Origin of the sequence: Streptomyces sp. WAC05292, assembly GCF_003949955.1 — a bacterium.
Taxonomy (GTDB): Bacteria; Actinomycetota; Actinomycetes; order Streptomycetales; family Streptomycetaceae; genus Streptomyces; species Streptomyces globosus.
Map to the genome: position 1 here is coordinate 1 of NZ_RPSE01000526.1, position 3,421 is coordinate 3,421.

At 75.0% G+C, this 3,421-nt stretch carries 3 protein-coding genes and 2 pseudogenes; 4 read left to right on the top strand and 1 reads right to left on the bottom strand.

Annotated features, from left to right (window positions below; translation table 11 throughout):
- Positions 1–7 precede the first annotated feature (7 nt).
- A complete protein-coding gene (locus EF903_RS30410) occupies positions 8–394 on the top strand; it encodes a sigma factor-like helix-turn-helix DNA-binding protein (protein ID WP_260616138.1) in 387 nt (128 codons plus the stop codon).
- Positions 391–642, top strand: coding sequence for a hypothetical protein (locus tag EF903_RS30415; RefSeq protein ID WP_125548209.1), 252 nt, complete (start codon positions 391–393; stop codon positions 640–642). The genes EF903_RS30410 and EF903_RS30415 overlap by 4 nt, the downstream gene beginning before the upstream one ends.
- 121 nt (positions 643–763) lie before the next feature.
- On the opposite strand, the gene EF903_RS30420 is transcribed toward EF903_RS30415, so the two are convergent.
- Positions 764–1,921: a cystathionine gamma-synthase gene (locus EF903_RS30420; protein ID WP_125548210.1), complete on the bottom strand. Its 1,158-nt coding sequence runs from the start codon at positions 1,919–1,921 to the stop codon at positions 764–766.
- A gap of 240 nt (positions 1,922–2,161) precedes the next feature.
- Between EF903_RS30420 and EF903_RS30425 the strand changes: the two are divergent.
- Positions 2,162–3,247, top strand: a pseudogene (locus EF903_RS30425) (hypothetical protein); the annotation flags it as partial.
- Positions 3,241–3,421, top strand: a pseudogene (locus EF903_RS35620) (threonine ammonia-lyase); the annotation flags it as partial. The pseudogenes EF903_RS30425 and EF903_RS35620, both read left to right, overlap by 7 nt.

A 3,421-nucleotide genomic window follows, 5' to 3' on the forward strand; every position in this document is an offset into this window, starting at 1 on the left:
CTCCGGAATCGGGTCCGGGGTCGGGTCCGGCGCAGGGGACGGCGTAGGAGACGGTGCCGGTGCAGGCTCCGGCTGTCCCGGCGCCCGGCGGCTCCTCGCGGGCGCGCTGGCCCGTACGTACGCCGACTGGCACCGGGTCCGCGGCGACGACCCGTACGACCACACCCGCCGCGAGCTGTGCACCGCCTACGCCCGCACCGCCCGCCGCTACCGCGACGGCCCCGGCGTCCTCGCCCGGCTCGCACCGCAGGAGCGGCTCGCACTGGTGCTGTGCGTCCACGAAGGCGTGCCCGAGGAGGTCGCCGCCGCGCAGCTGGGGCTGCCGGCCGACCGTGTACGGGCGCTCACCGCCCGCGCCGTCGCCGCGATGCGCCCCGGACGGGAGGCCGCGTGAACGTCCCGGACCGCAAGGAGGAGCAGGTCAGGCAGCTGCTGGCCGGCCCGCACCCACCGGTCCCGACCGGCCTCGCGGCCGCCGCCGCGGCCCGCGGGGACCGGCTGGTCCGGCGCCGCCGGGCACTGCGCCGGATCGGCTGGGCACTGCTGTTCGCCGCCGCGGCCGCGTTCGCCGTGTGGGCGTCCCTGGCCCGGCCCTGGGAGCTGCCGCCGAGCGAGATCTCCCCGCCGCTTCAGGGGTGGTAGGCGCCGCTCCGGCGGGCGCGCCCCCGCGCCCGGCTCGAGCTGATCGCCGGGCCGGGCTGCGGAGGCCGCCGTACGGGGCCCGGGAGCGGGGCCTCCGCAGGCCGCGCCGGTACGCCTGATGTCAGCCCAGGGCCTGCGTCAGGTCCGCGAGGAGGTCGTCGACGTTCTCGATGCCGACGGACAGGCGGACCAGGTCGCCCGGCACCTCCAGCAGCGAGCCGGCCACCGAGGCGTGCGTCATGCGGCCCGGGTGCTCGATCAGGGACTCGACACCGCCGAGGGACTCGCCGAGCGTGAACAGCTTCGCCCGGTTGCAGACCTCGACCGCCGCCTCCTCGCCGCCGGTCACCCGGAAGGAGATCATGCCGCCGAAGTTGCGCATCTGCTTGGCCGCGACCTCGTGGCCCGGGTGGTCGGCCAGGCCCGGGTAGAGCACCCGGTGCACCTTCGGGTGGCGGGTGAGCAGCTCGGCGACCTTCGCCGCGTTCTCGGCGTGCCGGTCCATGCGCACGGCGAGCGTCTTGATGCCGCGCAGCACGATCCAGGAGTCGAACGGGCCGGCCACCGCGCCCATCGCGTTCTGGTGGTACGCCAGTTCCTCGCCGAGGGCCGCGTCGGCCGTCACGAGGGCGCCGCCGACCACGTCCGAGTGGCCGCCCATGTACTTCGTCAGCGAATGCACGACGACGTCCGCGCCGAGCGCCAGGGGCTGCTGGAGGTAGGGCGAGGCGAAGGTGTTGTCGACGACGAGCTTCGCGCCGGCCGAGCGCGCGATGTCCGCGACCACCGCGATGTCCGTGATGCCGAGCAGCGGGTTGGAGGGCGTCTCCACCCAGATCGCCTTCGTCTTCGGGGTGATCGCGGCACGCACCGAGTCAGGGTCCGAGGTGTCGGCCACCGACCACTCGACGCCCCAGCGGGAGACGACCTTCGCGAACAGGCGGAACGTGCCGCCGTAGGCGTCGTTCGGGATGACCACGTGGTCGCCGGGCGCGAGCAGCGTGCGCAGCAGGCAGTCCTCGGCCGCGAGCCCGGACGCGAAGGCCAGGCCGCGCACACCGCCCTCCAGCGCCGCGAGGTTCTCCTCCAGCGCAGTGCGGGTCGGGTTGGCGCTGCGGCTGTACTCGTAGCCGCCGCGCAGGCCGCCCACGCCGTCCTGCTTGTACGTGGAGACCTGGTAGATCGGGGGCACGACCGCGCCGGTCAGCGGGTCGGCGGTGTTCCCCGCGTGGATCGCGCGGGTCTCGAAGCTCTGGTGCTCGTGGCTGTCGTGGCTCATGGGCAGAGCCTAAGGCCCCCGGGGCCGTACGCCACTTCGTGTGCGGTGCCGGCCGCCGAATCCGTAACGCGCCGTTCGCACACGCCTCGCCTTCCCCTCGGCCCGGGCACTCGTCGGCCTCGGCCCGGGCACTCGTCGGCCTCGGCCCGGGCACTCGTCGGCCTCGGCCCGGGCGCTCGTCGGCCTCGGCACCGGTCGGGCATTGGCCTCGGCACGGGTCGGTCTGGTTCGCTTGAGGGCATGGAGATTCTGTGGTTCCTGATCGCGATGGGCCTGCTCGTGGCCGTCCTCGGCCCGTACATACGGCGCAGGAGGGCCGGGCTGCGCCTCGTCGAGCCCGGCAGCCCCGACGCGGCGGACCCCGCGAACTACGGCTTCGCCCGGCAGGAAGACCTCGACGTGCGCGTCCCCGGGCCCGACGAGGACCTGATGGACGCCCTCACCGTGGTGCAGGGCACCGGGCAGTGGCAGGCCGCGTCGCAGCTGCTGGCCGGCACCCCGAAGGAGGGCGAGCTGCGCTGGCAGCGCGTCCAGGCCTTCGGCGGGGCCGCCGCCCTGGAACTCGCCGCGCAGCCCGGTACGGGCGCCCAGTGGCTCAAGTCGTGGCGGCTGCAGGCCGAGAAGGACGCGGGCGGTGCCCAGGTCCACGCCGAACTGCTGGTGCAGCAGGCCTGGCGGCACTCCGGCGGCGTCGGCTCGGAGGACCACCGGATCATCCTGGAGGAGGCCCGCGAGGCCTGCCGCAAGGCGGCGCTGCTCTCCCCCGGAGACCCCGTCCCCTACCTGACGGAGCTGGCCGTCGCGCGGGGGCTGGGCTACCCGGAGAGCGAGTTCGACCGGCTGTGGGCCCACGTCATCGACCGCGCCCCGCAGCACATGGGCGCGCACCTCGCGGCCCTGCAGTACTGGTGCGAGAAGTGGCACGGCTCGCGCGAGAAGGCCGACGCGTTCGCGCACGCGGCCGCCGCCCGCGCACCGAAGGGCTCCCTGCTCACGGCGCTGCCGCTGTTCGCGGTGTACGAGCACACCCCTGAGGTGGTGCTGACCAACTACTGGGAGAGCGCCGTCGTGACGCGCGCGGTGGAGGGTGCCCTGTACGCCGTGCACCACGCCCGCCCGGACGACCCGGTGCTCCCGCTGGTCCGGCACATGCTGCTGTCCTTCCTCGTTCCGATGGAGCGGTGGGCGGAGGCCATGGAGCAGGTGCGGCACATCGACGGCTACGTCGGCGCCCTGCCGTGGTCGGCCTCCCAGGACCCGGCAGCGCAGTACGCGGTCTACCGCGCACTGGCGGTCGCCGGGTACGAGGCGAACGGCGGGTCGCCGCGGGCATCGCGATCGCGGTCAAGGCGCTGCACCCCGACCACCCGCACGTCGGGGTGCAGGCGGCGGGCGCGGCCGCGTACCCGCCCTCGCTGCGCGCGGGCCACCCCGTCGCGATCGACAGCCCGGCCACGATGGCGGACGGCATCAAGGTGGGCCGCCCCGGCGACATCCCCT